The sequence below is a fragment of the Pseudomonas marginalis genome, assembly GCF_008692035.1.
Classification (GTDB): Bacteria; Pseudomonadota; Gammaproteobacteria; order Pseudomonadales; family Pseudomonadaceae; genus Aquipseudomonas; species Aquipseudomonas marginalis.
Map to the genome: position 1 here is coordinate 267,092 of NZ_VTFG01000001.1, position 23,057 is coordinate 290,148.

Sequence of the window (23,057 nt, forward strand, 5' to 3'; positions counted from 1 at the left end):
CGGGAGCGAGTGGCGCAGTGACCCGCCCATCTCCATGGCTCTCGGCCGTCCGGCCTGATTTCACCCCCCTCAAGGAGTCCGTGCCATTCATGGTGCTGTTCAATCGATTGAGCGCGTTTTCGACCCAGGCGCGCAGGGCACTGGGACTGGTGTGGGAAACCTCGCGGCCACTGTTCACGGGGCTGTTGCTGGCGACGATTGTCGCCGGACTGCTGCCTGCACTGGCCGCCTGGATTGGACAGCGCATCGTTGATGGCGTGGTCCACGCCATGCAGGTTCATGCGGCCGGCAGCCAGGCCCCCGTGTGGCCGGCGATGCGCTACGTGCTGGCCGAGGCCGGTGTGCTGGCTTTGTTGGCGGCGGCGCAACGGGCGCTGTCGATGCAGCAGTCGCTGTTGCGGGTGAAGCTGGGCGTGAAGGTCAACCTGATGGTCCTGGAGAAAGCCCAGACCCTTTCGCTGCTGCAATTTGAAGACGCCGAGTTCTACGACAAGCTGGTGCGCGTGCGCCAGGGGGCTTCGACGCGCCCGCTGAGCCTGGTCACCAAAGGACTGGGGTTGGTGCAGAACCTCATTTCGCTGGTCAGCTTTGCAGTCCTGCTGGTGCACTTTTCGCCGTGGGCCCTGTTGATTCTGGTGGTCGGTGCGTTGCCGGTGTTCTTCGCCGAGACGCATTTTTCCGGCAATGCGTTTCGCCTGTTCCACCGGCGTGCACCGGAGACGCGCCGGCAGAACTACCTGGAATCCTTGCTCTCCCACGAGTCCCATGCCAAGGAGGTCAAGCTGTTTGGCCTGGCACCGCTGTTCCTCCAGCGCTATCGCGACAACGCCCAGCGCTTGTATACCGAGGACCGCCAATTGACGCTGCGCCGCGATGCCTGGGGCTTTGCATTGGGCCTGCTGGGCACCGCAGCGTTTTACCTGGCCTACGCCTGGGTGGTACTCGACACCGTGCGTGGCCAGACGAGCCTGGGCCAGATGACCATGTACATCGTGCTGTTCAAGCAGGGGCAGGCCGCAATCACCGCCAGCCTCAGCGCCATTGCCGGGCTGTACGACGACAGCCTGTTCCTCTCGGACCTGTATGAATACCTTGAAACCCCGGTGATCACGCCGCGCGGCCGGCTCACCGAGGGCGCGCGCCCCGGCGATGGCCTGCGCTGCGAGCAGGTGGGGTTCACCTACCCAGGCGCCGGATCCGCCGCGCTGCGCAATATCAGCCTGCACCTGGCACCGGGGAAAAGCCTGGCCCTGGTGGGTGAAAATGGTTCCGGCAAGACCAGCCTGATCAAACTGCTGACCCGTCTGTATACCCCGGATGAAGGCCGCATCCTGCTGGATGGCAGCGACCTGCAGGAATGGGACGAACACACCCTGCGCCAGCGCATCGGCGTTATTTTCCAGGACTACATCCGCTACCAGATGAGTGTCGGCGAGAACCTCGGCGTGGGGGACGTCGATGCCCTGGACGACCAGGCCCGCTGGCGCAGCGCTGCCACTCAAGGCGTGGCGGCGGAATTTATCGAGCGCTTGAGCCATACCTATTCAACCCAACTGGGACGCTGGTTTGGAGGCCAGGAACTGTCCGGGGGGCAGTGGCAAAAAGTGGCCTTGTCGCGGGCGTACATGCGTCAGGATGCCGATCTGCTGATCCTCGATGAACCCACTGCCGCGCTGGATGCCGGGGCTGAAGCGGCGGTGTTCGAGCACTTCCGTGAGCATGCCAGGGGCCGCATGACCCTGCTGATTTCCCACCGTTTTTCCAGTGTGCGCAGTGCGGATCACATTATTGTGTTGGAACGCGGGCAGATTCTGGAGGAGGGCAGCCATAACCAGCTGATGGCTGCGGGTGGACGTTATGCCGAGCTGTTCGACGTTCAGGCGCGGGGCTATCGCTAGAAGACCCAGCGCCGCGTGTCTGCCGATCCCTTCAAATGACCTGTACAGATCGCTATTTGGCAGGGCCGGATTTGAATACGCCGCTGAGGACAAACGCATAGCGTTCCGGACGGATAAAGAAGGTGGTGCGGTCGCAGCAACGGCCGTCGGCAAAGTAAGAGCTGCGTTCCATCACCAGCAATGCGGCACCGCGTTTGACGTGCAGGGCACTGGCCAGGCTTGCATCGGCTGCTTGCGCACGGATGGCCAGGTCGGCACGGGTGACGGCCTGGCCGGTGATCGATTCCAGGATCGAGTAGATTGGTTGATGCTCGACGTCTGTCCAGACCACGCCGGCCAACTCGGCCGGTAGATGGCTGCGGCCCAGGGCGATGGGCTCATCGTCCACGAAATGCAGGCGCTCCAGCAGCAGGCAATCGTGGGCGCCTTCAAACAACGCCATCAAGGCTTCCGGAACGGGCTGCAGCGTGTGGCTGATCACCTGCATGCTCGGTTTGAGCCCTTGCAATAACAAGGCTTCATGGAAACTGCGCAACGCATCCAGGCCATGCCGAACCTGCTTCGCGGCGACGAACGTGCCCTTGCCTTGCTTGCGCTCCACCACGCCGTCGTCGCTGAGCTTGCCCACCGCCAGGCGCACCGTGACGCGACTCACGCCAAAGCGTTCGCCCAGTTCGGCTTCTGACGGCAGTTTGCCGGTGGGTTCGAAATCGCCGCGCTGAATCTCTTCCAGCAAACGATGGGCGATCTGTTCGTAGAGCGAGGTGGTGCTGTCGCGCAGAATGGACGTGGACACGGTCGGCTTCCAGGGGCCTAGGAGTGGGGCGGTGCGCCTTCACTTCTAAGGTTATAAAAATAGGTTATTGGGACAACTTGTATTAATACGTATTATGTCAGGCATTCCCATTGTAAACGACCTGACGATACTTGCCATGCCCGACTCCTTGCCTTACGCACCACCGCAAGCCGACGCCCTGACGGTCGATCACATCAGTTTCAGCTACCCCAACGGCCATCGGGTGTTCAACGCGTTCAGCCTGAATGCCAAGCCGGGCGAATTCGTCGCGATCCTCGGGCCGTCGGGCTGCGGAAAAACCACGTTGCTGAATCTGTTGTCGGGTTTTCAGCAACCCCAGAGCGGCCGGATCAGCATCAACCAGACCGCCGTGCGCCCGGAGCGCTCGGAGTTGGGGTATGTGTTTCAGGCGCCGCAGTTGTTTCCCTGGTTGAGCGCGCTGGAGAACGTGCGTTTCGGCCTGCGGATGACGGCGCAGCTCAGCGAGGCGCAACAGCGTGCCCAGGCGTTGCAGTATTTGCGCCTGGTCGGCCTGGAGAACGCTGCACAGCGCTTGCCCCATCAGCTGTCGGGCGGCATGCAGCAGCGCGTCTCCCTGGCCAGGACCTTGGTATTGGAGCCCAGCGTATTGCTGATGGACGAACCCTTCGCCGCGCTGGATGCCATCAGCCGCAACAGCATGAATGAAGAGACGCTGCGGATCTGGGCCGAGCTGGGTCAGACGGTGCTGTTCATCACCCACGACATCGACGAAGCGGTGTTCCTGGCCGACCGGGTCATCGTGCTCAACATCGCCCCCGGCGGTATCCATAGCGAACTGGATATCCATTTGCCGCGCCCGCGTTCCAACCTCAAAACACGACGCCTGCCGGCCTTTCTCGATTACCGCAATGAGCTGATGGAGCGCATTTCCCAGGTCATGGGCGCGGCCGAAGCCATCCCTAACCCCACCTGCCAACCCGAGTTAACCCCATGATCAAACGTTCGCTGCTTGCTCTTTCCTTGTCTGTTGCCGCCTTGGCAAGCAGCACAGGTGCCGTGGCCGCTGAAGAGAAACCCCTGCGCGTGGGGTATGTGTTCGCCATGGCCAACGCTCCGGCGCTGATCGCCGACAAGCAGGGTTACTACCGCGAGGAAGGCTTGAATGTCGACCTCAAGGCCTTGGGCGATGGCCCGGTGATCCAGCAGGCGCTGGCCGCCAATGAGCTGGACGTGGCCTATGTGGGCACGCCGCCGGTGTACCAATGGTTCTCCCGAGGCTTGCAAAGCCGGATTCTGGCCAAGGTCAATTACGGTCAGGCGGCGGTGATTGTCGATGCAAAAAGCCAGATCAACAGCCTGGAGCAGCTCAAGGGCAAAAAGCTCGCCGGGGTCAAGAAGGGCAGTGGCATGGACGTGCTGCTGCGCGGCTATGTGCTGAAAGAAAAAGCCGGGCTCAACCCGGACAAGGACCTCGACATCATCGACATGCCACCCGGCAACATGAACGCGGCGCTGGAGCGCGGTATCGTCGACGCGGCGTTTTCCTGGGAACCCTTTGTCAGCCAATCGTTGCTGCGCGGGTCGAGCCGGATTCTGCTCGACGTCAACCAGGCGCTGCCGAACTACCCGTGGTACGTGGTGATCGCGCTGCCCAAAACCTTGCAGGAGCGACCGGACGACGTGGTCAAGCTGCTGCGTGCGCACCGCAAGGCCATCGCGTTCCTCAACGAGCATCCCGACGAGTCGAATCGCATCATCGCCGAGGCGTTCAAGCTTGAAGCGGTCCAGGGGCCTGACGGCAAGACCATTGCCCCGGAGGCCATCGTCGCCCAGGCGCGCACGCGATTGGGCTGGTCGGCGGACTTGCAGCCTGCGGATATCCAATTCATCCAGCGCCTGATGAATTATTCCCACGACCTGGGCTTTATCGACACCACGCTCAAGACCGAGCAGATCGTGGATACCGCCTACCTGGAAAAAGCCTCGCGCTGAGTCTGAGCCTGTCATGTCCTTGCCAAAACCTAATTGGGGATGGGCTTCGCTGCCATTCCTGCTGTTGATCTGGATGGCCCTGGCCAGCCGCTTTCCCACCTACATCCTGCCGCAGCCCTGGGATGTGGCGCGCGAAGCGCTGCGTTGGCTCAGCGACAGTTCGCTGTGGCAGCACCTCAGGGCGAGCGTCCTGGAGGAAGTCGGCGGCTTCTGTGCGGCGGTGCTTGTCGCGATTGTGCTGGGCACGGCCGGCGGCTTGTCTTCGCGCTTTCGCGATTTCATCTCGCCGCTCAACAGCCTGTTCATGGCGATCCCGCCGATTGCCTGGGCGCCGCTGATCATGATCATTTTCGGCCTGGGCTATGTCTCCATCGTGCTGGTGATTTTCATTGCCGCGATGTTCCCCATGGCGGTGACCATCCAGGAAGGCGTGCAGAGCATTCGCAGTGGCGAAGTCCGCGCGGCGCGCACCTTGGGTGCCAACCCCTGGCAATTGCTGGCCCACGTTTACCTGCCGGCCTCATTGCCCTTCGTGACGGCGGCCTTGCGCATCGGTTTCAGCCAGGGCTGGCGGGCACTGGTCGCCGCAGAAATGATCGGCGCCTCCCAGGGCATCGGCTGGATGGTCTCCACCGGCGGGCAGATCGGCAACAGCAGCCAGGTGCTGCTGGGCATCGTGCTGATCGGCCTGATTGCCTGGCTGATGGAGAGTCTTGTGTTCCGGCGCATCGAGCGTCACTACCAGAAATGGCGCGTGCAGTAAGCATCGTCCTTTGCCTTCGAACCCTTTCAAACCTTCAGTGGACCACTGCACGAGGTGTCATGTGAGTAACGTATTCGATCCCCGCGAAGCCGGGCATTACATCGCCCCCCAAGGCCTCTACGAACGCAACAAGCAACGCCCGTTCCTCGGCAGCATCGACTGTGATCGGTACACGCTGATTGCCGGGCAATGGGATGAAATCACCCTGGTCTACGAGGTCGGCGGCAGCGGCCTGGCGGATGGCGCCTGGTTGAAACTGGCGTTCAAGTTCTACTCCGATTGGGCACTGTTCCAGACCTCGAACCCGGCCGGTCCCAACTACGTCAGTGCCGAGTACCAGGCGGGCGAGTTGGTCCCCGGGCAGAGCCAGGCCACCGTGCAGCACCTGAAAGTGCGCTTCGACCAGAAGGGTCACGAACGGCCGTTCCAGAAAGCGATCATCATCGACATCATCGACGGCTACCTGAATCCCGGCGACAAAATCACTATTCGCCTGGGTGACCGTCGCCAGGGCGGGGCGGGCACACGGGTGCAGAGTTTCGTCGAGAAAGACTTCCGTTTCCGGCTGTTTATCGACCCCTTGGGCAGCTCGAAATTTGCCGAGGTGCCCGGCGATCCGTTGCTGAACATCGTGCCGGGACCGGCGCAGAGTGTGCAGCTGATTGTGCCGCGCCTGGTCGGCGCCGGTGAGGCGTTCGACGTGCTGCTGCGAGTCGACGATGCCTGGGGCAACACGTGCCGCAACCTGCCGCTCAACGGGGTACTGACCCTGGTTGATCCGGAAGGCGGCGAGCGCCAGCAAGCGTTTACCCTGGCCAATGAAGGGTGGGCGACGGTGCGGCTCGAGGGGTTTGACCTCGGGGCGGTGGGCGAGTGGCGTTTGTCCGCCGAGGTGCAGGCGCCCGGCGTGCGTGGCGCCCAGGCCTTCGTGACGGTTGACCCGGCCGGCAGCACGTTGCGCCCGCTGTACGCCGACCTGCATGTGCATTCCGATGACACCGTGGGCACCAACGACACGCTCTACAACCTCAGCTACGGCCGCGATGTCGCCGGCCTCGATGTGCTCGGCTACACCGCCAACGACTTCAATATTACCGAGCAACGCTGGGATCAGGCGGTGAAGCTGATTCACGAACTCAACGAGCCCGGCCGTTTCGTCTGCTACCCCGGCACCGAGTGGTGCGGCAACTCCTGCGCGGGCGGCGACCGTAATGTCGTCTTCCTGCATGATCGCAAGCCCGAGTTTCCGTTCGACAACCAAGGGCGCCTGGTGCGCTCTTTCGAGTGGAACGAGTTCACTGCCGGCACCATCAAACCGGGCGCCTGGCCGGTGGACGAGTTGTACGCGGCCTATGCGAAAGACCCGGAAGGTCACCTGATGATGCCCCATGTCGGCGGGCGCCGCTGCAACCTCGACTGGCACCATCCGGAGCTGGAACGCTTGATCGAAGTCGGCTCGGCCTGGGGCCAGTTCCATTGGGTCTACGCCGAAGCCCTTCAGCGTGGCTATCGGGTCGGCGCCGCGGCGAACAGCGATGAGCATCAGGGCCGTTGCGGCGGCGGGGTTCCGGCCACGGCCGTGTTTGGCTCTCGCGGCGGGTTGACCGGTGTGATTGCCGAGTCTTTCGACCGTTCGAGTGTCGGCAAGGCCCTTCGCGCCCGTCGCACCTTTGCCACGACGGGCGAGCGTGCATTTGCCAGCCTGCGCCAGGGCCAGCACTTCATGGGCGAGGTCTTCAGCGCCGATTCGAATGCGACGCTGGACTATCGATTGCTGGGCGAGGCGGGCTGGGAGCAGGTGGACCTGTTCGACGGCGATAAACTGATCTGGTCGCGCAACCTGCATCAGGAGCTGGGGTTTTCCGCCCAACGCATCCGGCTGCGCCTGGGGGGCGCACGCATCAAGGACCGTTATCGCGGCGCGTACTGGACCGGCGAAATCCGGGTGACGGGCGCGGTCATCAATGGTTTTCGCGCCTTGGGCCTCGATCATCCGGAGCAAACCGTATGGCGCAAGGACGCCACGACCCTGGCCTTTCGCACCGACACCAACGGCGACACCGACAGCATCGAAATCGACCTGTCGCAATTGGCCGGCGCGACGTTGCAGGTCCGCAGCCGCATCGACAACTACATCAAGGTCGGCGATCCGTCCGAACCGCAGCCCTACGTGCATGCGCCGACGGTGCTGATGGAACTGTCCGGCGAAGAACTGCTGGCGCAATCCCAGGTGATCGAAGAGCTGCCAGGGGCGGAGCTGAAAGTCTCCCTGGAAAGGACCACCGCCGAAGCGCTGCCCCGTGAACTGCAGGGGCAGATCGAGCTGGCGCCACTCAATCTGCACGCGGGGCGCGAGCATCCGCTGTTCATCTGCGCGCGCCAACGCGACCAGTCCCGGGTCTGGACCTCGGCATTGTTCCTCACGCTTGCTTAAGGCCGCCGTGGCTGAACCCTGTCCGGGAGAGCGCAAAGAAACCTGTGGCGAGCGGGCTTGTTGTGGTGAGCGGGCTTGCCCCGCGTTGGGCTGCGCAGCAGCCCCAAAACCAGGCGCAGAGGCGTGCCTGATACACCGCATTCGTCTTCATCAGGCGCTGCTTCGCACCCCAGCGCGGGGCAAGCCCGCTCACCACAGGGGCCGATTCAATCCAGGCATTGCGCCCCGGCTAGATTGCTGGGGGCTTCGGTGCGTGCAGCTGCAAGGATTCTGCAGTACCTGGTGAGGGCAACGCGGCCTCGACCAGTTCGATCCAGTGCCTGACCGGGGTGCGTCCCGCGCCGTCAAGGTGGGACTGACAGCCTATATTGGCGGTGACGATGACGTCGGGGTGGCCGCTTTCCAACGCATTCAGCTTGTTATCGCGCAGTTGCCGCGACAATTCGGGCTGGGTCAGCGAATAGGTGCCCGCCGAGCCGCAGCACAGGTGGCCGTCGGGAACCGCGGTCAGGTTGAAGCCCAGGCTTGTCAGCAGAGTTTCAACGGCTCCGCCGAGTTTTTGCGCGTGCTGCAAGGTGCAGGGGCAGTGGAACGCCAGGCGCTGGTCGCTGTGTACACCGAGCTTATCCAGCGGCTCGCCGCGCAGCACTTCAACCAGGTCCCTGGCCAGGGCACTGACCCTGTGCGCCTTGTCGGCATACGCCGGGTCGGTGCTGAGCAGGTGGCCGTAATCCTTGATAAAGGCCCCGCAGCCGCTGGCGGTTTGCACAATGGCCTCGGCCCCGTTTTCGATGCTCGGCCACCATGCATCGATGTTGCGCCGGGCGCGCTCAAGGCCCGCCGCCTGAGCGTCGAGGTGATAATCCACCGCACCGCAGCAGCCTGCCTCGCGGGTGGATATGACGCTGATCCCCAGGCGATCCAGCACCCGCGCCGTGGCGGCGTTGGTATTGGGGGACAGACTCGGTTGCACGCAGCCCTCAAGCATCAATACCTGGCGGGCGTGGCGCGTGGTCGGGCGCGGTTTGGGCGGGTAGACGCGGCGAGGCAACTTGGCCTGCAAGGTGTTGGGCAACAATGCCCGAAATAGCTGGCCACTGCCGATCAGCAGGTTGAATAGGGCGGGATTGGGAACGACGCTGCGCAACCCCTCGCGCAGCAAACGCTGACTGAGTGGGCGTTGCACTGCCGCGTCGACCACCGCCCGGCCGATGTCGAGCAAGTTGTGATAGTCGACGCCAGAGGGGCAGGTGGTTTCGCAGTTACGGCAGGACAGGCACCGGTCCAGGTGTTGCTGGGTCTTTTGCGTGACTTCATTGCCTTCGAGCACCTGCTTGATCAGGTAGATGCGTCCCCTCGGGCCATCCAGTTCATCGCCCAGCAGTTGATAAGTCGGGCAGGTGGCATTGCAAAAACCGCAGTGCACGCAACTGCGCAGGATGCGTTCGGCTTCTTCGGCGCGCGGCAGTCGGCGGGCGTCTTCGCTCAAGGTGGTCTGCATGGTTCAAAGCTCCGCGTACAGGCGACCGGGGTTGAAGATGCCCCGTGGATCGAGTTGCTGCTTCAGGTTCCGGTGGTAGCGCATCAACGTGTCGGGCAGCGGTTGGAAGGGACTGTCGATCAGGCCCGGGTGGTAGCAGGTCCCATGCCCGCCGGCTTTTTCGACCACCGCGCGAATGACCCTCGCGTCGGCGTCGGATTTGAGCCAGCGCTGGGCGCCACCCCAGTCGATCAATTGGGTACCTGGCAGCGCCAGTCGGGGCGTGTTGTGCGGCAAGGACAGGCGCCAAAGGGGCAGATCCCCATCGAAAAAACCCAGCCGGTGTTCGTTCAGGTCTTGCCAGTAGGCAGCGTCCAGCACCTCGCCGCCCAAGCGCTCATGGGCCGCCGCCACCGAGCCTTCACCCCCTTCGAGCCGCAGGTGCAGGCGCTGGCCATCGTGACACGCCGCGCTGATCGGCAGCGGTTGCTGCCCCCATTCCGCCAGGCGCAGCAAGGCACGGTCGGTGTCCATTTCCAGGCTGATACTCAAGGTTTGCCGTGGTTTGGGCAGGACCTTGAGGGACACTTCGGTCACCACCCCAAGTGCGCCGTAACTGCCGGCCATCAAGCGCGACAGGTCGTAGCCGGCGACGTTCTTCATGACCTCGCCGCCGAAGCGCAAATGCTTGCCCTGTCCGGTGATGACCCGCGTCCCGAGGACAAAGTCGCGGACCGATCCTGACCAGGGGCGTCGCGGTCCCGAGAGTCCGCAGGCAATCATGCCGCCGACGGTGGCGTGCTCACCGAAGGAGGGCGGTTCGCAGGGTAGCATCTGGTGCGCGGCGTCCAGCACTTCTGCCAGCTCCGCCAAGGGCGTGCCGCAACGGGCGGTGATCACCAGTTCCGTCGGGTCGTAGCTGACGATGCCCCGGTGGACGCGGGTGTCGAGGACTTCCCCGGTGACTGCGCGGCCGAGGAACGCCTTGCTGTTGGAGCCCTGGATACGCAGCGGCGTGGCGTCTTTCAGCGCCTGGTTGACCTGCTCCAGCAGCGCTGCGCTGGCGTCGATAGGGTGTTCGCTGCGCATCAGAAACGCTCCAGGTCGGGGAAGGGCATCTGACCCAGATGAACGTGCATGGCGCCAAACTCGGCGCATCGATGCAACGTCGGGATGTTCTTGCCGGGGTTGAGCAATCCGCCCGGGTCGAAGGCGGCTTTGACGGCGTGGAATACGGTCAGCTCATCGCTATTGAACTGGGCACACATCTGATTGATCTTCTCGCGGCCCACACCATGTTCACCGGTAATGCTGCCGCCGACCTTCACGCACAATTCGAGGATCTTGCCGCCCAGGGCTTCGGCGCGGTCGAGTTCGCCCGGTTGATTGGCATCGAACAGGATCAGCGGGTGCATGTTGCCGTCGCCGGCATGGAAAACATTCGCTACCCGCAGGCCGTACTCGGTCGATAACGCCGCGATAGTGTGCAGCACCCCAGGCAGTTCGCGGCGCGGGATTGTCCCGTCCATGCAGTAATAATCCGGTGAGAGGCGGCCCACCGCCGGAAACGCATTCTTGCGCCCGGCCCAGAAACCCACGCGTTCGGCCTCATCCCGAGCCTGGCGCACTTCGGTGGCGCCGGCCTGTTCCAGCACCTGGCGCACGCGGTGGCAGTCGTCGTGGACGTCGGCTTCCACGCCATCGAGTTCGCACAACAGAATCGCTTCGGCGTCCACCGGGTAGCCGGCGTGAATGAAGTCTTCGGCGGCGCGAATGGCCAGGTTGTCCATCATCTCCAGGCCGCCCGGGATGATGCCGGCGGCAATGATGTCACCCACCGCATGGCCAGCCTTCTCAACGCAATCGAAGGCTGCCAGCAACACTTTGGCGGTTTGTGGTTTGGGCAGCAGCTTGACCGTGACCTCGGTGATCACCCCGAGCATGCCTTCGGAGCCGGTGAACAATGCCAGCAGATCGAAACCCGGAGCATCGAGGGCCTGGGAACCCAGGCTCACGTGTTCGCCGTCGACGGTCAGGATGTCGACCTTGAGCAGGTTGTGCACGGTCAACCCGTACTTCAGGCAATGCACGCCACCGGCGTTTTCCGCCACGTTACCGCCGATGGAACAGGCGATCTGCGAGGAAGGGTCCGGCGCGTAATACAAGCCGAACGGCGCAGCCGCCTGGGAAATCGCCAGGTTGCGTACCCCCGGCTGAACCCGGGCGGTGCGGGCGGCGGGGTCGATGTGCAGAATGTTGTTGAAGCGCGCCATCACCAGCAGCACGCCTTTTTCCAGCGGCAGCGCACCGCCGGACAACCCGGTGCCCGCGCCGCGAGCCACCACCGGTACACGCCGCTCATGGCAGACTCGAAGCACGCCCTGGACCTGATCGATGTGGCGCGGCAGCACCACCAGCATGGGCGTGGTGCGATAAGCCGAGAGTCCGTCGCATTCGTACGGCTTGAGCGCTTCGTGCTGGTGCAGGATTTCCAGGTCAGGCAAGCGAGTCTGCAGGGCGTGCAGCAGCGCCTGTTTGTCGACGTCAGGCAGGACGCCGTCGACGCGTTCATCGTAGAGAATGTTCATAGTCGGTAGGCAACCCTCCGTTGTTTTTATTCGAGGTCTGTTCCGATGTAGCTGGCTTGCATCGTTCGCCTGGATCACTTATTCATTTTAGGAATAAGCATAATAAAATATAGTCCTTGATCGTATTAATCATCATGCTACCTTGCTGTCACCGGACCGCCGGATATGTTCAATCCTATTGTTATGGTACGACTATGTCCGGCGCCCGAATCTTCCAAATCAGCCTTGAGGCTCTGTCACATGACGGCGCCCATGTCGCGATTTCTCACGCCGACAATATCAGCACCCGTCCTTTTTCTTCCATTGCCGTTCCATCCGTTACCGGCAAACCTCTCCCTTGTCAGGCCAACAGCGAAGCCTGCAGTGCAATCAGCGAAGGCTTGGCGTTTCTTCTCTACGCCATGTGAATCGTCGTTGTTGGGCACTTCCATACCGTTAGTCCAGCCATTCATCTTCAGGTAATCCCGGTTTATGGGTTGCAGCTTGAAGTGTGAGTGATTGGGCGCCCGTTCCGAGCACGTTCTATCGCGACTGACAACAATGCCAAACTATTTGGATGACGCTCATCGAGCGGAAATCGTCAAGCTGAGCACTACCCTGACCAGTAGAACCGAATGGCCCACCTGGCTTTTGTTAGTCGGGTTTTATCTGGCCTGGGCGTTTATTGTTTTTTATGGGCAAGTACTTGGCGAAGTATTCAGCCTTGTCCTGCTGGTGCCACTGGTTGTGCTGTGGATGTCGATTCAGCATGAGCTTATCCATGGTCACCCAACCCGTTGGCCCGCCATAAACAAGTCCTTGGGATTTCTGCCGTTTGCCGTTTGGTACCCCTATGACATTTACAGGGACACCCATTTGGCACATCACAACGACGAAGTGCTGACGGTACCCGGGCAAGATCCGGAAAGTCGTTATGTCAACGGTGCTTTTTGGTTGCGCTCGCCTCGGTATATCAGAACGTTGTTATGGGTAAACAAGACCTTGGGCGGTCGTTTGCTTATGGGCGCGCCACTGGCGGTGATAGCCCTTGCGGGTAGCGAAATCAGAGGGCTGTTTCATACCGGCCGAATCGCTTGGCGGATGTGGGCCGCGCATCTACTCAGTGTTGGCGTAGTGCTGGCTTTGGTTGAGGAATACAGCGCCATCAGTGCCATACAGTACTTATTCCTGGTTTCGTTGCCGGCTTTGTCGATTGCCATGATCAGGTCGTTTTACGAACATCGTCCGTCAACGTATCCGGAACACCGCACGGTTATCAATGAATCGTCGGGGCTGTTGAGTTGGCTGTTTCTCAACCTCAATCTTCACCTGGTTCATCACGATCTTCCCGGTTTGCCCTGGTTTTACTTACCCAGGGTGTATAGAGCCAGGCGTGAACAATGGATCGCGCGAAACAATGGCTATGTCATTCATGGCTACTTCCAGTTATTGCAGAAACATCTGGTCAGTCCCGTGGATTGTCCTCGCCATCCTGCTGAGCACTAACACTAGGCAAGCTAATGTGGGCGTCGGAAAATGATACGTTTTGAAGCCATCAGGAAAACTCATAAAGGCAGCCCGCGAATGGCCGTGAGCGATTTAACGCTTCACGTCCGGGAGGGGGAGATCTGTGTATTTGTCGGGCCGAGTGGCTGCGGCAAAACCACCATTCTGCGCATGATCAACCGGCTGGATACCCAGGACAGTGGCCGCATCCGTGTCAACGGCGTGGCGACCGATGAACTTGACGTCGTTACGCTACGTCGCGGCATTGGTTTCATGATGCAGAGCGCCGCCTTGTTTCCTCACCAGACGGTTGCCGAAAATATTGGCGCAGTCCCGCGGCTGCTGGGCTGGAGCCAACATAAAATCCGCCAGCGCGTGAGCGAGCTCATTTCCCTGGTTGGGCTTCAGCCGGAATTTCTGGACCGCTACCCTAATCAGCTGTCGGGCGGGCAGCAAAGTCGTGTCGCCCTGGCAAGGGCATTGGCCTCGGACCCACCGGTTGTATTGATGGACGAACCCTTTGCCGCGCTTGATCCGGTGATACGCGAGCGACTGCAGGATGAACTGGTTGCGCTTCAGCGACGTCTGCATAAAACCATTATCCTGGTGACCCATGATATGGAGGAGGCCATCAAGATTGGTGATCGGATTGCGATCTTCGAGGGCGAAGGGAAACTTGTCCAGTTCGATACCCCTCACAACATCCTTGCCCATCCTGCCAGCGAGTTTGTGAGGAGCTTTATCGGCAAAGATCCGCTGTTAAAAAGACTTTCGCTGATGAAGGTTTCTGATCTTCCGGTGGATGAGGTCAGTTGTGAATTCAAACTTCTACTGGATGACAAGTCCAACCCGTTGAAGTGGGTCAGTGACTCGGACATGCCTGTTCCGGAGCTGACAACAGTGTCGAGTCACGACTCGTTGCATCACGCTCTGGTTAAGATGCTAACGGCGCCTATGGGTGTGGTTGTTCGCGTGGACGAGGCCGGCGGTTACGAAGGTTGCCTGTCGATTGCCAGCCTTCACAGCGCACTTAATGAACGCCGCTTCGGAAGTGCGCAATGATTGACTGGTCCTGGATCGTTGAAAACTGGCAGCAGATCGGCCAGCTGTTGGTCGATCATATTCAACTGGTGACCCTGGGCCTGTGTATAGGGATGCTGTTGGCGGGTGCAATGGTGCTCTTGACGTTGTGGCAGCCAGGATTGGCGCGGCCGATGATTTATGCCTGCGGCATACTTTTTACCATTCCGTCCCTGGCACTGTTTATTTTGATAATGCCTTTTACCGGCTTATCCAAGACCACTGCGGTCATTGGTTTGAGCCTGTATTCCTTGCTTATTGTGTTGCAAAACACCTTGGCGGGACTTGCGAGCAACCCTGCGGACGTATTGGAGGAAGCCCGCGCGCTTGGGTATACGCGCATGCAGAGGTTCCTCGGGGTTGAACTTCCACTGGCGCTGCCTGCGTTATTGGCGGGCTTACGAACAACCTCGGTTACTTTGGTGGGGCTGGTGACGGTTACTGCCTTGATTGGTCAAGGCGGATTGGGCCAGCTGTTCATTACCGGGCTGGCTCAAAGTTTCACTACACCTGTGGCAGTCAGCCTGGTCCTGACCGTGATGTTGGCGTTATGTTTTGATTTTCTGTTTTATTCAATCAATAAATGGCTGGTGCCTTGGGTGCGCTGATGAACATGATCGCAAGTGTCTACCTTTGGTTTTCTCTACCTGATAATTGGTTGGGTGAAAACGGCATACTGACTCGGCTGGCAGAGCATATTTATTATGTGTCCTTGAGCCTGGCCATTGCTTGCGCAATAGCGTTGCCGCTCGGCGTACTACTGGCTAACTACCGCAAAGGCGCGCAGGTGGCGATAGGGCTGTTCAATATTGGGCGAGCATTACCGTCCCTGGGTATTGTGATACTTGCAATCATGCTTATTGGCTATGAAACCAGCACGGTGATTATCGCGTTGGTGACCATGAGCATCCCGCCGATATTAACCAATACCTATGTTGGCATCGATCAGGTGGATTCATCCCTGAAGCAGGCTGCCAGATCGATGGGCATGCGCAGAGGGCAGATGTTTTTTCAGCTCGAGTTGCCGCTGGCTTTTCCGCTGATCTTTTCAGGGTTCCGCTCAGCCCTGGTGCAACTTATCGCCACGGCCACCATCGCCGCGTATGCCGGCTTCGGCGGGCTGGGCAGGTTTCTGATTGATGGACTGGGCCGAAATGATACGCCGCAAATCATTGGCGGCGCACTGATGGTGTCGGCACTGGCGATTGCCAGTGAGTGGGTTTGTTCAATGATAGAAACATTCATGGTTAGAAAATGGCGCGCGGGGAAAATCGAACTAAGCGCTACATGACCTGAGGCACTTGAAAGTGTGTATTAACTCTGCAGAGGTGCAAACCCACATGAAAAACAAACAACGTTCGAAGGCTCGCTCAGCGCACTCGGTTTCATTGCTGCTGGGGCTGGGCTTGCTGGTGGGCAGCGCGTTGGCCAGCGCTCAGTCCATCACCATTGGAGGGGCCAATTTTTCCGAGCAGACGATTCTCGCCAACATCTATGCGTCAGCCTTGAAAAATCAAGGGATAGACGTCAAGACCCGACTCAATCTGGGCAACCGCCAGATCATCGCCCAGGCCCTGGAAAACGGCGATATAGACGTCGTCCCCGAATACCTGGGGTCACTGTTGAGTTTCTATGACGACAAGACCGCCCTGACCACCCAAAAGGAGATCCTCAGCGCTTTGCAACAGAAGTTGCCGGCGGACCTCCAGCTGCTTGAGCCTTCGTCCGCAGGCTCTATTACTGCCTGGGCCGTCACCCAAAAGACCGCAGAAAAGTACAACCTGCGCACCTTGTCCGACCTGGCGCCCGTCTCGGGTGATTTCACCCTGGGCGGGCCTCCCGAAGTCGCCACGGCCGCGTTAGGCCTGCCCGGGTTGAAGGCGGTCTACGGCATCAACTTCAAGAGCGTCAAGTCGCTGGACATGGGCGGGCCCTTGTCGCGGCTGGCGTTGAACTCCGGCGCCATCGACGTGGCCACGGTGGTCTCCACGCAAGGCATCCTGGCGAAAGAGCCTTGGGTTGTCCTCGAGGACGACAAGCACCAACAGCCCCTGCAAAACATCACGCCACTGGGGCGCAAGGCGTTGCTGACCCCGGAAGTCACCCAGGTGCTTAACGAGGTTTCTGCAAAGCTGACCGATGACGACCTCAAGCAACTCAATCGCCTGGTTGATATCGATCACAAGGACCCCGCGAAAGTCGCGGCGCAGTGGGTCGCCGAACATACCGTCAAGACGGTCCAGTGAAAATCAATGCGACGTGGGTAAGGTCGCGGAGGCGTTATGTCGAATAAAAGTATGATTTTGAATTTGTTCTTTTTTAACCCCCAGGGCGATCATCGTTTTTCCTGGCGCCACCCGCAGGCACCGACCCAAGAGATATTGACCCTGGGTTACTACGTAAAACTGGTGCAGGCGGCGGAGGCGGCGAAGTTTGATGCGGTTTTTGTTGCGGATCACGTTGCGGTCTGGGACTCCGTGGCCAGCGGGCTGAGGCACTATGCCAACGCCCGCCTGGAACCGATTACGCTGTTGTCCGCACTGGCGGCGGTTACCGAGCACATCGGGCTGATGGGCACGGCTTCGACTTCCTATAACGAGCCCTTCAACCTCGCGCGCTATTTTGCTTCGCTGGACTACCTCAGCGCAGGGCGGGCCAGCTGGAATATCGTGACGTCCTGGCTGGAAGAAGAGGCTTCGAATTTCGGATTGTCAGGCGTGACGAAACACGGCGATCGTTATCTGCGGGCCGAGGAGTTCATCCAGGTCGTCAAGCAGCTTTGGGACTCCTGGGAGGAGGGCGCGCTTGAATTTGACAAGGGCACCGGCGACTTTGCCGACCCCTCGAAAATCCACCCGATCAATCACAAAGGCGCACATTTCAGCGTACGTGGGCCGCTTAACGTGCCGCGTCCACCCCAGGGGCATCCGGTCCTTGCCCAGGCGGGGTCTTCTGAAGCCGGCAAGAACCTGGCCGCCGCCCATGGGGACGTACACTTCTGTTTTATCAACTCGGTCGAGGAGGGACTGGCGTACAGGGCCGATTTGAATCGCCGACTCGAGTTGAAGGGCAGGCATTCCAGTGATCTGAAAATCATCACCGGCGTGCTGCCGGTGGTGCTCGGGGATGAGACTGAGGAGGAACGACGTCGGCACCTGGAGGACAGCCTGACTATCGATGCGGTGGCGATTGACCTGGTCTCCAGCTACACCCGCCTGGACCTGACAGGACTATCGCCGGACGGCCCGTTGCCAGCGTTGCCGGATGAGTCCGAGTTTGATGGCATTCGAACCGAGCTGGCCCTGCTCAAGCAGTACGACACCTCCCTGTCCATCCGCGAAATAGGGCGCCGGTTGGTCAAGAGCTCCAGCACCTGGCTGTTGATCGGAACGGCGGAGCATATTGCCGACAAGCTTTCAGCGTTATACGAGTCGAATGCCGTCGATGGCTACAACCTCATGTTTCCGTTTTTGCCCACTGACTTCGAAACCTTCACCCGTGGCGTGGTGCCTCTGCTGCAAGCCAGAGGGGTGTTCCGCCAGGAATATGAGCCCGGGACACTGAGGGATCGCTTGGGCTTGAAGACGCCGGCCAACCGTTTCCTGTTGTGAGCAGTATCAATCGCACCCTCTGAATGGATGTCATATGACCAGCGATCTATCCATGTACCTCGCTCCCGCCAGGGTTCTACACGCACAGGATGCCTGGCTTGAGCGCATCCTGGCGATTCTCGGCGAGCGCCGTGGGCAAACACAGGTCGTTGATCTCGCGGCGCACTGGCTTTCCCCGGATCTGTTGTTATCCCAGACCTGCGGCTATCCATTCGTTACGTCGCTGCGGGGAAAGGTAAAGCTGGTAGGGCGCCCGAGCTATGAGCTTACCCATGGCTCCGGCGGGGACCATTGCAGTTTGCTGCTCTGCAGGGCTGATTCGGCCGTGACTGACCTGGCGGGTTTCCAGGGCCGCCATGGCCTGATCAACGCCCGGGATTCCAACTCTGGAATGAATTTATTTCGCCACACGCTGGCCGGGATCAGCGACCGAGGTTTTTTCTCGAAACTCACCTTCACCGGATCCCACAGGGAGAGCCTGCGAAGGCTTAGAGAAGGCGAGGGTGATTTGGCTTCCATCGACAGTGTCACCTACGACTATCTTGCGAGAGATCACAGTGACGAGATCGAAGGCCTCAGGATCCTGACACGAAGTGCGCGCAGTCCCTGCCTGCCTTACATCACCTCGATTGGTCAGGACGCCGTTTCAATCAGCAACGCAATGAACGAAGCCTTGGGGCAGCTTCCTGAGGTGTCCCGTGACCTCGCGATCAAGGAAGTCCTGCCGGCCAGTGAGGCTGACTATGAGTGTCTCCTGGAATATGAGCGCAGTGCGGCCAGTCGCGGCTTTTCGTTTGTAGCGTCCTGAGCGGCCCCACCTCAAACGGAGGCACTCCTGCAGGGGATTCATTCAGTCCCCAGCAGGTTCAAACCCTATAGCCAACCCTTGATCTGCGCGCACACAGCCTGGGTGGAAATACCGTAGCGATCGTGCAACGTCGGAAGCGCTCCCGCATCGAGAAACGCGTCCGGCAGCGCTATTTGCCGGAACGTCGGGGTAACGCCATTGCGCAACAGCACGGTTGCCACCGCTTCGCCCAATCCGCCAATGATGGAGTGGTTTTCGGCCGTCACTACCAGTCGTCCCGGCTTTCTGGCTTCAGCCAGAATGGTCTGCTCATCCAAAGGCTTGATAGTGGGCACGTGAAGCACCGCGACATCCACGCCATCTGCCTGTAGTTCCTTGGCGGCTTCCAGGGCGCGCATGGTCATCAAACCGGTGGAAATGATTAAAACCTCATTGCCCGTGCGCAGGGTCTTGGCCTTGCCGATCTCGAATGTATAGCCATATTCGTCGAGCACCAGCGGTACGTTGCCGCGCAGTAACCGCATGTAGACCGGCCCTTGATGCGCAGCAATGGCGGGCACGGCTTGTTCGATTTCCAGGGCATCGCAGGGGTCGACGATCATCAGGTTGGGCATGGCGCGGAAAATCGCCAGATCATCCGTTGCCTGGTGGCTGGGGCCGTACCCGGTGGTCAGGCCCGGCAGGCCGCAGACGATTTTGACGTTGAGGTTTTCCTCGGCAATCGCCATGCAGATGAAGTCATAGGCCCGGCGCGACGCAAACACCGCGTAAGTGGTAGCGAAGGGCACGAACCCCTCCCGAGCCATGCCGGCTGCCGCGCTCATCAACAGTTGCTCGGCCATGCCCATCTGGTAGAAACGCTCCGGATGCGCCTTGGCAAAAATGTGCAGGTCGGTGTATTTGGACAAGTCAGCCGATAAACCCACGATGTCCTGGCGCTGGTCCGCGAGTGCGGCCAATGCGTGACCGAATGGCGCTGGTTTTGTGGCCTGGCCTTCAGCGGCAATCGAGGCAATCATCGCCGAGGTGGTCAGCTTTTTCTTCGCCGCTGCGGGTGCCTGAACGTCAGTCTTGTGTGCGTTGCTCATACGGTTTTGCCTTCTTCCAGGTTGTTCAGGGCCACATCCCATTCATGCTCGTCGACGCGGATAAAGTGAGTCTTTTCGCGGGTTTCCAGGAACGGCACGCCTTTGCCCATTTTGGTATCGCAGATGATGACGCGCGGTTGTGCGCCGGGGTGGCTGCGGGCCGCGTCGAACGCCTTGACCAAGGCATCCAGGTCGTTACCGTCTACCCGCTGGGTGAACCAGCCAAAGGCTTGCCAGCGGTCAACGATGGGTTCAAATGCCAGCACTTCGCTGGAATGTCCGTCGGCTTGCTGGTTATTCACGTCGACAATGGCGATCAGGTTGTCGAGCTTCCAGTGCGAAGCGGACATGACCGCTTCCCAGGTGGATCCCTCATTCAGCTCGCCGTCCGACAGCAGGTTGTAGACGAATGAGGCGGACTGTTTGCGCTTCAAGCCCAGGCAGGCACCCACTGCGATGCCCAGCCCCTGGCCCAGGGAGCCGCCGGTAATCTCCATGCCGGGGGTGTAGGCGGCCATGCCGGACATGGGCAGGCGGCTGTCATCCGAACCGTAGGTTTCAAGCTCATCCAGTGGGATGATTTGCGCTTCAATCAGCGCCGCATACAGGGCGATCGCGTAGTGGCCGATGGAAAGGTAAAAGCGATCACGCTGTTCCCATTCCGGGTCTTCGGGCTTGTAGTTCAAGGCGTGGAAGTACGACACGGCGAGCAAGTCTGCCGCGCCCAGCGCCTGGCCGACATAGCCCTGGCCCTGGACTTGGCCCATGCGCAAGGCATGGCGGCGAATGTTATGGGCGCGCTGCACCAGCGTGGTGGAGGACGCGCGAGATAAAGTGGCAGTCATGGAAGTTCTCCGTTAACTCAACGATTGACCGAAGCGGCAGGAATGCGCAGCACCAGGCAGGCACCGATGCACAGCACACCGGTAATCAGGTACATGCCGATGGCGCTCGAACCGGTCGTGGTGGTGATCCAACCAATCAGGTAGGGCGAGCAGAAACCCGCCAGATTGGCAAAGCTGTTGATTCCAGCGATCCCGGCAGCGGCGGAGACGCCACCGAGCAAGGTGGTCGGCAGCATCCAGAACAGTGACGACGCCGACAGCACGCCTGCTGCTGCAAGGCACAGGCACAACACCGACAGCATCAGTTGGGTGCCGAACACCGCCGCCAACGTGAGGCCCAGCGCACCGGCAAGCATTGGCGCCACCAGATGCCAACGGCGCTCCTGGTGCTTGTCGCCGCTGCGCCCCATCAGCACCATCGCGACAATGGCGCACAGGTAGGGGAGGCTGGTGAGCAAGCCGATGTGCATCGGGTCGGCAACACCGGCATTACGGATAAGGGTCGGCAGCCAGAAGGTGATCGCGTACTGGCCCATGACCACGCAAAAGTAGATGCAGGCGAGAATCCACAGGCGGCGGTCGCGCAGGAAGGCGCCGACCGATGCATGGGTGACTTTACGGCTGTTGTCCTCGGCGAGTTCTTTGCTGACCAGCGCTTTTTCTTCATCGGTGAGCCAGGTCGCCTGGTGCACGCCGTCCTTGAGGTAAGCCAGCACCATCAGGCCAACGATGACGGTCGGAATGGCTTCGAGCACGAACATCCACTGCCAGCCCGCCCAGCCATGTACGCCGGCGAACTGGGTCATGATGTAGCCCGAGAGCGGCCCGCCGATCATGCCGGAGAGCGGGATGGCGATGAACCACAGCACGGTCATTTTGGCGCGGCGGTAGGAGGGGAACCAGTAGGTGAGGTAGAGCAGCAGGCCCGGTGCGAGCCCGGCTTCGGCGATACCGAGCAGGAAGCGCAGCGCATAGAACTGCCAGGCCGTTTCCACGAAGGCGAAGAGGGCGGAGATAATGCCCCACGAAATCATGATCCGCGCGATCCAGCGCCGGGCACCGACTTTGTGGAGGATGAGGTTGCTCGGCACTTCGCAGAGGAAATAGCCAAGAAAGAACATGCCCGCGCCGAGCCCGTATACGGTTTCGCTCAGGGACAGGTCATTCATCATCTGCAGCTTTGCAAACCCGACGTTTACCCGGTCCAGGTAGGCGCACAGGTAGCACAGCATCAGGAAAGGCATCAATCGCCAGGCAGTTTTGCGATACGCGCTTGCGCGCACTGTGGACACAGTGTCGAGCGTCATGGTGGTCATCATGAGGGTCTGATCTCTTGTTTTTATAGAACGCCGGGCTTGAAGCCCGACGTATCTTCGATCCAGAACTTAATGGACAGCGGGTGCTGGCACCTGTGGTCAGTGGATCAACATGCCGCCGTTGACATCCAGGGTGATGCCGGTGAGATAGGAGGACAAGTCGCTGGCGAGAAACAGCGCCGCATTGGCAACATCCTGCGCGGCACCAAGCCGACCCAGGGGGATGCTTTCGATGATTGCGTGGCGGCGCTCATCCTGCATCAGGCCCCCGGTGATGTCGGTATGGATCAGGCCTGGCGCAATGGCGTTGACGCGAATGTTGTCCGCGCCGAATTCGCGGGCCATGGCCTTGCCCAGTCCGAGCACGCCGGCCTTGGCGGCGCTGTAGTGCGGGCCGCCGAAAATGCCGCCGCCGCGCTGGGCCGATACGGATGACATGCAGACGATGCTGCCCGAAGCCTGGGCGCGCATCACCGGAATCACCGCCTGGGACATCAACAGCGTGCCACGCAGGCTGACATCCAGGACCTTGTCGTAATCGCTCGGGCGAATGTCCAGGGTCTTGATGGGCTGGGTGATGCCGGCATTGTTGACGAGTATGTCGATACGGCCGTAGTGCTCCAGCACCTTGGCGACCGCAGCCTGGACTTGTTGCTCATCGGCCACGTTGGCAGCCAGGCCCAGGTGGCCTTCGCCGAGGGTGGCCGCGGCGTCACGGGCGGCGGACTCGTCGAGATCCAGGATGACAACGCGGGCGCCGTGTTGGGCGAAGGTGAGCGCGGTTGCGCGGCCGATGCCGCGTGCGGATGCGGCGCCAGTAATAATCGCGACTTTGCCTTGAAGAAGCATGAGGGATACCTCTGATTGTTTTTATGGTTCGATTCAGCGATC

At 60.6% G+C, this 23,057-nt stretch carries 21 protein-coding genes; 12 read left to right on the forward strand and 9 right to left on the reverse strand.

Going from position 1 to position 23,057, the window contains the following annotated elements; all coding sequences use genetic code 11:
• Nucleotides 1-89: 89 nt before the first annotated feature.
• Entirely contained in the window at nt 90-1,898 is a 1,809-nt protein-coding gene (locus FX984_RS01090) for an ABC transporter ATP-binding protein (RefSeq protein WP_146476457.1), read from the forward strand.
• A gap of 52 nt (nt 1,899-1,950) precedes the next feature.
• Here FX984_RS01090 and FX984_RS01095 read toward each other — a convergent pair whose 3' ends face one another.
• The gene (locus tag FX984_RS01095) at nt 1,951-2,694 is read right to left on the reverse strand and encodes a GntR family transcriptional regulator (RefSeq protein ID WP_108574450.1); all 744 of its coding nucleotides are present in this window, start codon (nt 2,692-2,694) and stop codon (nt 1,951-1,953) included.
• Nucleotides 2,695-2,830: 136 nt separating this feature from the next.
• Here FX984_RS01095 and FX984_RS01100 point away from each other — a divergent pair, with 136 nt between their 5' ends.
• The 4 genes from FX984_RS01100 to FX984_RS01115 all read left to right on the forward strand — a co-directional run bounded on the left by FX984_RS01100 (nt 2,831) and on the right by FX984_RS01115 (nt 7,865).
• Nucleotides 2,831-3,670: an ABC transporter ATP-binding protein gene (locus FX984_RS01100; protein ID WP_146476456.1), complete on the forward strand. Its 840-nt coding sequence runs from the start codon at nt 2,831-2,833 to the stop codon at nt 3,668-3,670.
• Nucleotides 3,667-4,668, forward strand: a complete 1,002-nt coding sequence (locus tag FX984_RS01105) for an ABC transporter substrate-binding protein (protein WP_146476455.1) — start codon at nt 3,667-3,669, stop codon at nt 4,666-4,668. The genes FX984_RS01100 and FX984_RS01105 overlap by 4 nt, the downstream gene beginning before the upstream one ends.
• A 13-nt stretch (nt 4,669-4,681) precedes the next feature.
• Nucleotides 4,682-5,431: an ABC transporter permease gene (locus FX984_RS01110; protein WP_027605709.1), complete on the forward strand. Its 750-nt coding sequence runs from the start codon at nt 4,682-4,684 to the stop codon at nt 5,429-5,431.
• 61 nt (nt 5,432-5,492) lie between these two features.
• Complete coding sequence (locus tag FX984_RS01115) at nt 5,493-7,865, forward strand: hypothetical protein (protein ID WP_146476454.1); 2,373 nt, start codon at nt 5,493-5,495, stop codon at nt 7,863-7,865.
• A 229-nt stretch (nt 7,866-8,094) separates the two neighbouring features.
• Here the strand turns inward: FX984_RS01115 and glcF are convergent, their stop codons facing one another.
• The 4 genes from glcF to FX984_RS01135 all read right to left on the reverse strand — a co-directional run bounded on the left by glcF (nt 8,095) and on the right by FX984_RS01135 (nt 12,364).
• Nucleotides 8,095-9,366: a glycolate oxidase subunit GlcF gene (gene glcF, locus FX984_RS01120; protein WP_098479606.1), complete on the reverse strand. Its 1,272-nt coding sequence runs from the start codon at nt 9,364-9,366 to the stop codon at nt 8,095-8,097.
• Nucleotides 9,367-9,369: 3 nt separating this feature from the next.
• Nucleotides 9,370-10,434 (reverse strand): glycolate oxidase subunit GlcE, encoded by a 1,065-nt coding sequence (gene glcE, locus FX984_RS01125; protein ID WP_146476453.1) that lies wholly within the window; start codon nt 10,432-10,434, stop codon nt 9,370-9,372.
• The gene (gene glcD, locus FX984_RS01130) at nt 10,434-11,933 is read right to left on the reverse strand and encodes a glycolate oxidase subunit GlcD (protein ID WP_146476452.1); all 1,500 of its coding nucleotides are present in this window, start codon (nt 11,931-11,933) and stop codon (nt 10,434-10,436) included. Before glcD ends, glcE begins: the two co-directional genes overlap by 1 nt.
• A 236-nt stretch (nt 11,934-12,169) precedes the next feature.
• Complete coding sequence (locus FX984_RS01135; RefSeq protein WP_027605713.1) at nt 12,170-12,364, reverse strand: hypothetical protein; 195 nt, start codon at nt 12,362-12,364, stop codon at nt 12,170-12,172.
• A 109-nt stretch (nt 12,365-12,473) separates the two neighbouring features.
• On the opposite strand from FX984_RS01135, the gene FX984_RS01140 reads away from it, so the two are divergent.
• The 7 genes from FX984_RS01140 to FX984_RS01170 are packed head-to-tail and all read left to right on the forward strand — an operon-like array spanning nt 12,474 to nt 18,917.
• Nucleotides 12,474-13,418 (forward strand): fatty acid desaturase, encoded by a 945-nt coding sequence (locus tag FX984_RS01140; RefSeq protein WP_146476451.1) that lies wholly within the window; start codon nt 12,474-12,476, stop codon nt 13,416-13,418.
• 30 nt (nt 13,419-13,448) lie between these two features.
• The gene (locus tag FX984_RS01145; protein WP_141606355.1) at nt 13,449-14,480 is read left to right on the forward strand and encodes an ABC transporter ATP-binding protein; all 1,032 of its coding nucleotides are present in this window, start codon (nt 13,449-13,451) and stop codon (nt 14,478-14,480) included.
• The gene (locus FX984_RS01150; RefSeq protein ID WP_027605716.1) at nt 14,477-15,106 is read left to right on the forward strand and encodes an ABC transporter permease; all 630 of its coding nucleotides are present in this window, start codon (nt 14,477-14,479) and stop codon (nt 15,104-15,106) included. The genes FX984_RS01145 and FX984_RS01150 overlap by 4 nt, the downstream gene beginning before the upstream one ends.
• Entirely contained in the window at nt 15,106-15,789 is a 684-nt protein-coding gene (locus FX984_RS01155; protein WP_043293549.1) for an ABC transporter permease, read from the forward strand. Before FX984_RS01150 ends, FX984_RS01155 begins: the two co-directional genes overlap by 1 nt.
• A gap of 49 nt (nt 15,790-15,838) precedes the next feature.
• Nucleotides 15,839-16,744 carry an ABC transporter substrate-binding protein gene (locus tag FX984_RS01160; protein ID WP_092358108.1) on the forward strand — a complete coding sequence of 302 codons (906 nt, stop codon included), beginning with the start codon at nt 15,839-15,841 and terminating at the stop codon, nt 16,742-16,744.
• Nucleotides 16,745-16,795: 51 nt separating this feature from the next.
• A complete protein-coding gene (locus FX984_RS01165; RefSeq protein WP_223841581.1) occupies nt 16,796-18,109 on the forward strand; it encodes an LLM class flavin-dependent oxidoreductase in 1,314 nt (437 codons plus the stop codon).
• 34 nt (nt 18,110-18,143) lie between these two features.
• Nucleotides 18,144-18,917 (forward strand): phosphate/phosphite/phosphonate ABC transporter substrate-binding protein, encoded by a 774-nt coding sequence (locus FX984_RS01170; RefSeq protein WP_146476449.1) that lies wholly within the window; start codon nt 18,144-18,146, stop codon nt 18,915-18,917.
• Between the two features lie 65 nt (nt 18,918-18,982).
• On the opposite strand, the gene FX984_RS01175 is transcribed toward FX984_RS01170, so the two are convergent.
• The 4 genes from FX984_RS01175 to FX984_RS01190 form a co-directional block, all read right to left on the reverse strand.
• Nucleotides 18,983-20,005 (reverse strand): transketolase family protein, encoded by a 1,023-nt coding sequence (locus FX984_RS01175; RefSeq protein WP_027605720.1) that lies wholly within the window; start codon nt 20,003-20,005, stop codon nt 18,983-18,985.
• Nucleotides 20,002-20,850, reverse strand: coding sequence for a transketolase (locus FX984_RS01180; RefSeq protein WP_027605721.1), 849 nt, complete (start codon nt 20,848-20,850; stop codon nt 20,002-20,004). The genes FX984_RS01175 and FX984_RS01180 overlap by 4 nt, the downstream gene beginning before the upstream one ends.
• A 17-nt stretch (nt 20,851-20,867) precedes the next feature.
• Nucleotides 20,868-22,169: an MFS transporter gene (locus FX984_RS01185; RefSeq protein ID WP_108574443.1), complete on the reverse strand. Its 1,302-nt coding sequence runs from the start codon at nt 22,167-22,169 to the stop codon at nt 20,868-20,870.
• A gap of 96 nt (nt 22,170-22,265) precedes the next feature.
• Nucleotides 22,266-23,015, reverse strand: a complete 750-nt coding sequence (locus FX984_RS01190; protein ID WP_027605723.1) for an SDR family NAD(P)-dependent oxidoreductase — start codon at nt 23,013-23,015, stop codon at nt 22,266-22,268.
• Nucleotides 23,016-23,057: the final 42 nt, after the last annotated feature.

Bases quoted from the DNA above. Each gene is read 5' to 3' on its own strand.
- glcE (WP_146476453.1), bottom strand. From the start codon at position 10,434: ATGCGCAGCGAACACCCTATCGACGCCAGCGCAGCGCTGCTGGAGCAG.
- FX984_RS01110 (WP_027605709.1), top strand. From the start codon at position 4,682: ATGTCCTTGCCAAAACCTAATTGGGGATGGGCTTCGCTGCCATTCCTG.
- FX984_RS01140 (WP_146476451.1), top strand. From the start codon at position 12,474: ATGCCAAACTATTTGGATGACGCTCATCGAGCGGAAATCGTCAAGCTG.
- FX984_RS01170 (WP_146476449.1), top strand. From the start codon at position 18,144: ATGACCAGCGATCTATCCATGTACCTCGCTCCCGCCAGGGTTCTACAC.
- FX984_RS01180 (WP_027605721.1), bottom strand. From the start codon at position 20,850: ATGACTGCCACTTTATCTCGCGCGTCCTCCACCACGCTGGTGCAGCGC.
- glcF (WP_098479606.1), bottom strand. From the start codon at position 9,366: ATGCAGACCACCTTGAGCGAAGACGCCCGCCGACTGCCGCGCGCCGAA.
- FX984_RS01145 (WP_141606355.1), top strand. From the start codon at position 13,449: ATGATACGTTTTGAAGCCATCAGGAAAACTCATAAAGGCAGCCCGCGA.
- FX984_RS01185 (WP_108574443.1), bottom strand. From the start codon at position 22,169: ATGATGACCACCATGACGCTCGACACTGTGTCCACAGTGCGCGCAAGC.
- FX984_RS01165 (WP_223841581.1), top strand. From the start codon at position 16,796: ATGATTTTGAATTTGTTCTTTTTTAACCCCCAGGGCGATCATCGTTTT.
- FX984_RS01135 (WP_027605713.1), bottom strand. From the start codon at position 12,364: ATGGAAGTGCCCAACAACGACGATTCACATGGCGTAGAGAAGAAACGC.
- FX984_RS01100 (WP_146476456.1), top strand. From the start codon at position 2,831: ATGCCCGACTCCTTGCCTTACGCACCACCGCAAGCCGACGCCCTGACG.
- FX984_RS01190 (WP_027605723.1), bottom strand. From the start codon at position 23,015: ATGCTTCTTCAAGGCAAAGTCGCGATTATTACTGGCGCCGCATCCGCA.
- FX984_RS01155 (WP_043293549.1), top strand. From the start codon at position 15,106: ATGAACATGATCGCAAGTGTCTACCTTTGGTTTTCTCTACCTGATAAT.
- FX984_RS01175 (WP_027605720.1), bottom strand. From the start codon at position 20,005: ATGAGCAACGCACACAAGACTGACGTTCAGGCACCCGCAGCGGCGAAG.
- FX984_RS01150 (WP_027605716.1), top strand. From the start codon at position 14,477: ATGATTGACTGGTCCTGGATCGTTGAAAACTGGCAGCAGATCGGCCAG.
- FX984_RS01160 (WP_092358108.1), top strand. From the start codon at position 15,839: ATGAAAAACAAACAACGTTCGAAGGCTCGCTCAGCGCACTCGGTTTCA.
- FX984_RS01090 (WP_146476457.1), top strand. From the start codon at position 90: ATGGTGCTGTTCAATCGATTGAGCGCGTTTTCGACCCAGGCGCGCAGG.
- glcD (WP_146476452.1), bottom strand. From the start codon at position 11,933: ATGAACATTCTCTACGATGAACGCGTCGACGGCGTCCTGCCTGACGTC.
- FX984_RS01105 (WP_146476455.1), top strand. From the start codon at position 3,667: ATGATCAAACGTTCGCTGCTTGCTCTTTCCTTGTCTGTTGCCGCCTTG.